The organism is Sphingomonas sp. Ag1, assembly GCF_000980895.1.
Classification (GTDB): domain Bacteria; phylum Pseudomonadota; class Alphaproteobacteria; order Sphingomonadales; family Sphingomonadaceae; genus Sphingomonas; species Sphingomonas panaciterrae.
The window spans coordinates 1-6,428 of the sequence record NZ_LAZX01000053.1; the positions used below are offsets into that span (position 1 = coordinate 1).

Below are 6,428 nucleotides of genomic sequence, written 5' to 3' on the forward strand. Positions count from 1 at the left end.
GGATGCTGCACCTGTGGCGGGCAGCGATGCAGGTGAAGCTCCCGACTCGACGGTTGAGCCGACGCCAGAAGAGTCAGTCGACGTTGATGGTGAGGCGCCGGCGGCGGAGTCTGAGCCGACGTCCTGGTTCTGGCCGGTGGCGATCGGCCTTGGGTTGCTCGCTGCCGCGGGACTTTATTTGTGGCGTCGCAGGGCGCGCGTGCGCGGTCGGGTGCCGGCGGATCGGGCGGCTCCAGCGGTGGAGCCCGCCCGGCCGGTGGAGCCGGTCCGGCCAGTCGCGCGCGCCGGCGCCGCTGCTGCGCCCACGGGCAAGCCGCGCTTCCTTGATCGCGGGCGTGATGACGTGGCGCCCGCGGCGCCGGCCGCGCCTTTGCCGGCCGCACGGCTTGATCTCGACCTGCCGACCGTCAGCCGCGCGGGGCTGAACATGGTGACCGCGACCGCTGATGTGACGGTGACGGTGCGCAACGCGTCGGACGTGCCCGCGCGCGGCGTGGCGGTGGAGATTCGGCTGACGAGCGCGCAGCCGGGGCAGGATGCGGTGCTTGCCGCCATGTTCGCCGAGCCGGTCGGTCGCCCGGCGGTGCCGCCGTTCGACCTGATGCCGGGTGAGTCGCGACGCGTCCGTGCGGTCGCCGCGATGCCGCGCGATGCGATCACCGTGTTGCAGGCGGGGGATCGGCCAATGTTTGTGCCGGTGGTCGCCATCCGCGCCGTTCACAGTGGCGGACAAACGACGTCAGTGCACGCATTGGGAATCGAGCTTGCCGGGCAGGCGAAGCTGGGGCCGTTCTGGCTCGACCAGCCGTCGCGCATGTTCGACACGATCGGCGTACGCCCGCACACTGGCCGGTGAGGCGGTCGACGTCGCTGCTGCCGACAGGTGGCAGGCTCGCTCAAGGGATTGTCGCGCGCCGCTGACGGGCGGCGGAAAGCACTCTGTTCAGATGCCAGCGGCTGGCGGACAGACGGGCGCGCCGCTGCCTGAACCCGAGAGGCCGTCGAGCGTGCGCTGATCCAGCGCCGGGCCTCGCTCTCTGCCTCCGCGGATCACGCAAAAGAACAGGCGGCTCCCACAAGGGCAGCCGCCTTTCCTCGCAATCGTGGCCCGAAGGCCGAACGCGGTGCGGACCAGAAGGCCCGCCCCGCGCCGCTGCTTACTTGAGCTCGACAGTCGCGCCGGCTTCTTCCAGCTGCTTCTTGATCTTCTCGGCTTCGTCCTTCGACACGCCTTCCTTGACCGGCTTCGGCGCGCCCTCGACGAGGGTCTTCGCTTCGGTCAGGCCCAGGCCGGTGATCGCGCGGACTTCCTTGATGACGTTGATCTTCTTGCCACCGTCGCCGGTGAGGATCACGTCGAACTCGGTCTTCTCTTCAGCGGCCGGAGCAGCTGCGCCGCCACCAGCTGCCGGAGCTGCTGCAACCGCTGCTGCGGCCGAAACGCCCCACTTCTCTTCGAGGAGCTTCGAGAGCTCAGCCGCCTCGAGGACGGTCAGTTCGGACAGCTGGTCAACCAGCGCGTTCAGGTCTGCCATGATATACTTCCTTTGAAACGTTCAGATGAAACGATGCTGCCTGAAGGATCAGGCGGCTTCCTTTTCCGAGTAAGCTGCAAGCACGCGCGCGATCTGCGCGGCGGGCGCCTGGGTGATGGTCGCGATCTTGGTGGCCGGGGCCACGATGAGACCGACGATCTTCGCCCGGAGCTCGTCGAGCGACGGCATCGTGGCGAGCGCCTTCACGCCCTCCACGTCGAGCTTGGTCGCACCCATGCCGCCGCCGACGATCTCGAACTTGTCGGTCGTCTTGGCGAAGTCCACGGCCACCTTGGCAGCCGCAACGGGGTCGACCGAGGTCGCGAGACCGACCGGACCGGTGAAATATTCACCCAGGCCGTCATAGTCGGTGCCATCGAGCGCGATCTTGGCAAGCTTGTTCTTCGAGACCTTGTAGACGGCACCGGCCTCGCGCATCTTCGTCCTCAGCTGCGTCGACTGTGCGACGGTGAGGCCGAGGTTGCGGGTGACGACCACCACGCCGACCTCGGAGAAGGTCTGCTTGAGTTCGGCGACGGCTTGGGCCTTTTCAGCACGATCCATGCCATTCTCCACACTTTGGCCGCGTCCCGAAGGCTGCGGCCGGTTACGATCCGCATGCGGCAGATACCGCATACGGTTGTCCAGCGAAGGGGAATGGGAAGCAGTCGCACGGCGCGGGAATGATCCCGTAAGCGGTGCGGCAAACCGAAGCACGCGGGCGCGCTGCGGCAAAATCCTGTCCCCGTCTCGGCGGGGAATTAAGGGCGCCAGGGCCCACCCGCTGTCTCGGACGGCGTCACGGCCGGGGCCATGACAAGTCGCGCTCCCTAGCGGAATCCGCGCGCGGGTCAAGTGTCGTCAAACTACCACAGAAGTGCAACCGATCGGACGCCGTGACGCCACGGCCGCGTCATCCATCCCCGGCAGAGGTGCGGAAACGATCACGCCTCTGGGGGGAAGAAGATGACCGAATCGCGTTTCGTCTATGAAGACGGTGACATCGACACGAACGGCAGCGCCAACCAGCATCTCAGCGATCTCATCGCGCGACGCTATTCGCGGCGGCAGACGTTGCGCGGCGGCCTGACCGCGATGACCACGGCCGTGTTCGGCGGCGTCCTGCTGGCCGGCTGCGACGACGACGGCGATCTGGTGACGGTAGAGCCGATCACGGTCTCGTCCGGCCAGGCCGCGAGCGTGAGCGCGGGCAAGACGGTCACGCTTCGGGGTACCGCCAGCAGCGCGGCGCAATCGGTGCGCTGGACGCAGGTGAGCGGGCCGCAGGTCACGCTGAACAACGCCAATAGCGCGAGCGCGACCTTCATCGCTCCGGCCGTGAGCGCGTCGACGCCGCTGGTGTTCCGCTTCACCGGAACGAGCGGCCTCGGCGATAGCGCCACCGCTGACACCACGATCACGGTGACGCCCGCGACGCTGGATTTCGTCGCGGTGGCGAAGAATCGCAACGATCTGGTGACGGTGCCCGCCGGTTATCTGGTGACGGTGCTCTACCGGCTAGGGGACCCGATCAACGCCAGCACGTCGGCCTATGCCAATGACGGGACGGACACGAACTTCGCGGCGCGCGCGGGCGATCATCATGATGGCATGAGCTTCTTCGGGCTCGCTGCGACAGGCGCGACTCGCGATGCGGCGGGCAGCACGCGCGGGCTTCTGGTGCTCAATCACGAGAATATCACCGAAAGCTACCTTCACCCGCGGGGGCAGACGACCACCGGCGGCGTGCGGCCCGAGGCGGAAGCGATCAAGGAGATCGAGGCGCATGGCGTGTCGGTGATCGAGGTGACGCGCGGCGCGTCGGCCTGGAGCTATGTCCAGTCGTCGGCGCTGAACCGCCGCATCACGCCGAATACCCCCATGACCTTCAATGGCCCTGCGCGCGGCAACCCGCTGCTGCGCACCGCTTATTCCAAGGACGGCACGCAGGGGCGGGGCACGATCAACAATTGCGCCAACGGGATGATGCCGTGGGGCACCTATGCCACCGCGGAGGAGAATTGGGCCGGCTATTTCCGGCGGGATCGCGGGGACGTCGCGGTGCGCAGCAGCGCGGGGCGGGCGAAGGAGAATGTCAGCCTGGCGCGCTATGGCATCAGTGAGGGGCGCGCCGGCAATTACGGTTGGACGACGGTGACCCCGGCGGACGCGAGCAGCACGATCTTCCGCAAATGGAATGCGACGGCGATCGCGGACGCGGCGGCCGATGGCACGGCCGATTTCCGCCACGAGCCATTCCAATATGGCTGGATCGTCGAGATCGACCCGTACAATCCCCAGTCCACGCCGCGCAAACGCACGGCACTGGGCCGCATGAACCATGAGGGCGTGGAGCCGAGCCGGATGGTCGCCGGCGTACGGCCGGCCTTCTACATGGGGGACGACGCCCAGAACGAATATATCTACAAGTTCGTGTCGAGCACCCCCTGGTCAGCCAGCGACGCCAATGCCGCCGATCGCCTCGCGGTGGGCGACAAATATCTCGACGCCGGCACGCTCTATGTCGCGAAGTTCAACGCCGACGGCAGCGGGCAGTGGCTGCCGCTCACGTTCGGCAGCGGGCCGCTGACCAGCGGCAATGCGACCTATCCGTTCGCGGATCAGGCAGACGTGCTGATCAACACGCGCCTTGCCGCGGACCTGTTGGGCGCGACGCCGATGGACCGACCGGAATGGACCGCGGTGAACCCGGCGAACGGCGAGATGTATTGCACGCTCACCAACAATTCCTCGCGCAGCCCGGCGCGCACCGATGCCGCCAACCCGCGCGCCTATGTCGATCCGCGCACTGACGGGCGCAACAACAGTGCGGGGAACGTCAACGGCCATGTCATCCGCCTGCGCGAGAATGGCGACACGACCGAGGCGACGGCGTTCACCTGGGACGTCTATGCCTTTGGTGCCGGCAGCGACCTCAACAAGGACAATATCAATCTGTCGGGGCTGGACGACAGCAACGACTTCTCTTCGCCTGATGGCCTGTGGTTCAGCCTGCCGTCGAACGTCGCAGGTCAGGGGGCAAGCCCGGTGATGTGGCTGCAGACCGACGATGGCGCCTTTACCGACGTGACCAACAACCAGATGCTCGCCGCCATTCCGGGGCGCGTGGGTGATGGCGGCACGAAGACCGTGAACAATGCGACGCCGGCGGGCACCAGCACGGCGACGACGCGGGTAGGCAAGGCGCCGGGCGCGACGCTCAAGCGGTTCCTGGTCGGTCCTAAGGAGTGCGAGATCACCGGCATCACCTCCACGCCCGACGGCAAGGCCCTGTTCGTCAACATCCAGCACCCCGGCGAGAATGGCGGGCCGGACAATATCACGTCGAACTGGCCGGCCTCGCAGAGTGGCACTTCGGCCAGCGCCAGCCGCCCGCGTTCGGCGACGATCGTGATCACCCGCGAGGATGGCGGGCTGGTCGGGATCTGATCTTCAGGAGGGCGTCATCCTCGCGCTGCCGAGGATGACGCCTTCCCGTTGCTAGCGATCTGTGCGGATTGCCCCCGCCTCGCGCACCGCCTTCAGCGTCGGCCAGCCGTTGACCGCCATCAGTAGGTCCGCCTCGGCGAGGATGCATTTCAGTACGTGCGCGCAGCCCGGCGCACCGCCCAGTGCCAGGCCGTAGGAATAGGGCCGGCCAACGCCCACCGCATCCGCGCCCAGGGCGATGGCCTTCACCACGTCGGTGCCCGACCGGATACCCGAATCGAACAGCACCGGCACGCGCCCCGCCACCGCGTCAGCCACTTCCGGCAGCATGTCGATCGCCGCGATCCCGCCGTTCGCCTGCCGTCCGCCGTGGTTGGAAACGTAGATGCCATCCGCGCCGGTATCGATCGCACGGCGCGCGTCGTCCGGATGGCAGATCCCCTTCAGCACGATCGGCAGCTTGGTGATCGATTTCAGCCAAGCCATGTCGTCCCACGTCAGCACCTTGCCGAACGTCGCGCCCCAGGTGCCGATCGCGGTGCGCAGATCCTCCTCCGGTGCCCTGCCGCCCAGCATCTGGCGGAAGCGAGGGTCGACGAAGTAATTCTGCAGCACATGGCCGCGCAGCTGCGGGAAGTTGGACGGGTTGAGATCGCGCGGCCGCCAGCCAGTCACCCAGGTGTCGAGCGTGACGACGATTGCCTTGTAGCCGGCCCCCTCGGCGCGGGAGACGAGGCTTTCGGCCAGTTCCTTGTCGCGCGGGGTGTAGAGCTGGAAGAAGGCGGGGGTCTCGCCGCAGGCAGTCTTCACGTCCTCCAACGGATCATTCGAGAGGGTGGAGGCGGTCAGCGGGACGCCGGTCATCGCCGAGGCCTGCGCCGCGGCCACATCGCCATGCTGATCCTGGGTCATCATGCCGGTGACGCCGATCGGAGCCATGAACAAGGGCGAGGGCAGCTTCAGCCCGAACAGATCGATCGACAGGTCGCGGTACGTCGCGTCCACCATCATGCGCGGCATCATGCCCCAGTGGCGGAAGGCGCGGGCGTTCTCGTCCTGGGTATATTCGTCGCCGCAGCCGCCCTGGACATAGGTCAGCACATGCGGCGGCAGCGCGGCTTGCGCGCGCTTTTCCAGCGTCGCGAAATCGACCGGGTAGGTGGGGACGATGCCGGACAGGCCGGCGCCATAGATCTGGGTCTGGAAGTCGCCGTAATGCGGCATAGGGTACGCTCTCCTTTGCGCGCATTGTCGCGGGCTGGAGAAGCCTTGTCACGCCCTGGGGCGAGAAATGCGATCAGCCGATAAGCTGTTGATATAGCCTGATGTAATCGTCCGCCATGCGCTCGACGCTGAACCGTTCGGCAACGCGGGCGCGGCAGGTGGCGCGGTCGATCTCCCCCACGCGCTCGATCGCGGCGACCGCCTCGTCCAGCGTGTCGA

General features: G+C 67.2%; 5 protein-coding genes. 2 read left to right on the forward strand and 3 right to left on the reverse strand.

Features of this window, described 5'->3' with window-relative positions:
• Nucleotides 1–856, forward strand: an 856-nt coding sequence (locus XM50_RS19000) for an LPXTG cell wall anchor domain-containing protein (protein WP_052742313.1), incomplete at its 5' end; no start/stop codon positions are given.
• A gap of 301 nt (nucleotides 857–1,157) precedes the next feature.
• Here the strand turns inward: XM50_RS19000 and rplL are convergent.
• Together rplL and rplJ are read right to left on the reverse strand one after the other, a co-directional pair.
• On the reverse strand, nucleotides 1,158–1,535 hold the full coding sequence (gene rplL / locus XM50_RS00725; protein ID WP_046406551.1) for a 50S ribosomal protein L7/L12: 378 nt from the start codon (nucleotides 1,533–1,535) through the stop codon (nucleotides 1,158–1,160).
• Nucleotides 1,536–1,583: 48 nt separating this feature from the next.
• A complete protein-coding gene (rplJ, locus tag XM50_RS00730) occupies nucleotides 1,584–2,099 on the reverse strand; it encodes a 50S ribosomal protein L10 (protein ID WP_046406553.1) in 516 nt (171 codons plus the stop codon).
• Between the two features lie 402 nt (nucleotides 2,100–2,501).
• Between rplJ and XM50_RS00735 the strand changes: the two genes are divergently transcribed.
• Nucleotides 2,502–4,985, forward strand: coding sequence for a PhoX family protein (locus XM50_RS00735; protein ID WP_046406554.1), 2,484 nt, complete (start codon nucleotides 2,502–2,504; stop codon nucleotides 4,983–4,985).
• Nucleotides 4,986–5,036: 51 nt separating this feature from the next.
• On the opposite strand, the gene XM50_RS00740 is transcribed toward XM50_RS00735, so the two are convergent.
• Nucleotides 5,037–6,209, reverse strand: a complete 1,173-nt coding sequence (locus XM50_RS00740; protein ID WP_046406556.1) for an alpha-hydroxy-acid oxidizing protein — start codon at nucleotides 6,207–6,209, stop codon at nucleotides 5,037–5,039.
• Nucleotides 6,210–6,428 lie beyond the last annotated feature (219 nt).